This is a genomic window from Bradyrhizobium sp. Mp27, from assembly GCF_029953005.1.
Taxonomy (GTDB): Bacteria; Pseudomonadota; Alphaproteobacteria; order Rhizobiales; family Xanthobacteraceae; genus Bradyrhizobium; species Bradyrhizobium barranii.
The window spans coordinates 1-646 of sequence record NZ_JASAUS010000596.1 but is presented as its reverse complement, the minus strand read 5'-3'; the positions used below and the strand labels follow the sequence as shown (position 1 = coordinate 646).

At 64.7% G+C, this 646-nt stretch carries 1 protein-coding gene; it reads left to right on the top strand.

Annotated elements, in window-relative coordinates:
* Nucleotides 1–143: 143 nt before the first annotated feature.
* Complete coding sequence (locus QJT78_RS51915) at nt 144–644, top strand: siphovirus Gp157 family protein (protein WP_049810429.1); 501 nt, start codon at nt 144–146, stop codon at nt 642–644.
* Nucleotides 645–646 lie beyond the last annotated feature (2 nt).

Sequence of the window (646 nt, the reverse complement as noted above, 5' to 3'; positions counted from 1 at the left end):
CTGCGTATGCAGAGCGACGCGCTGATCCTCAAAAACGAGATGACCAAGGCGCAGGCCCGCGCCGTGTTCCTGATCCTGCAGGACGCCCGCGACAATCTTTCGAGGGTGATCGACAGGGCCGAATGGGACGGAGTGATCAAGCGATGAATGAACGTGAAGCCGACATGCTCCGTACCGAGATCGAGCGGCTGATCGGGCAGTATCCCGAGATCGCCGAAGACGAGGTGCTGCGCGCCGACATGCTCGATGGCGAGACCCAGATCAGCGACGTGCTCACCCACCTGATCCGCGAAGGTGAGGACGCGAAGGCGATGAAGGAGGCGACCAAGGCGCGCCAGGACGACCTCAAGGCGCGCGCCCAGCGGTTCGAGCGGCGCGTCGAGTTCACGCGCGATCTGATGCTCGCGATCTTGGATGCCGCCAACCTGCGCAAGCTGGAGCTGCCGGAAGGCACGATCTTCCTGCGCAACAACCCGCAGCAGATCGTCGGCGAGGTGATCCCCGACGCGCTGCCCGACGACCTCGTCAAGATCGAGCGCAAGCCCGACCGGACCAAGATCAAGGACGCGCTGAAGGCCGGGCGCGAGCTGCCCGGCCTCGCGCTCTCGAACTCCCCGCCCTCTGTTGTCGTGACGGTGAAGTGATG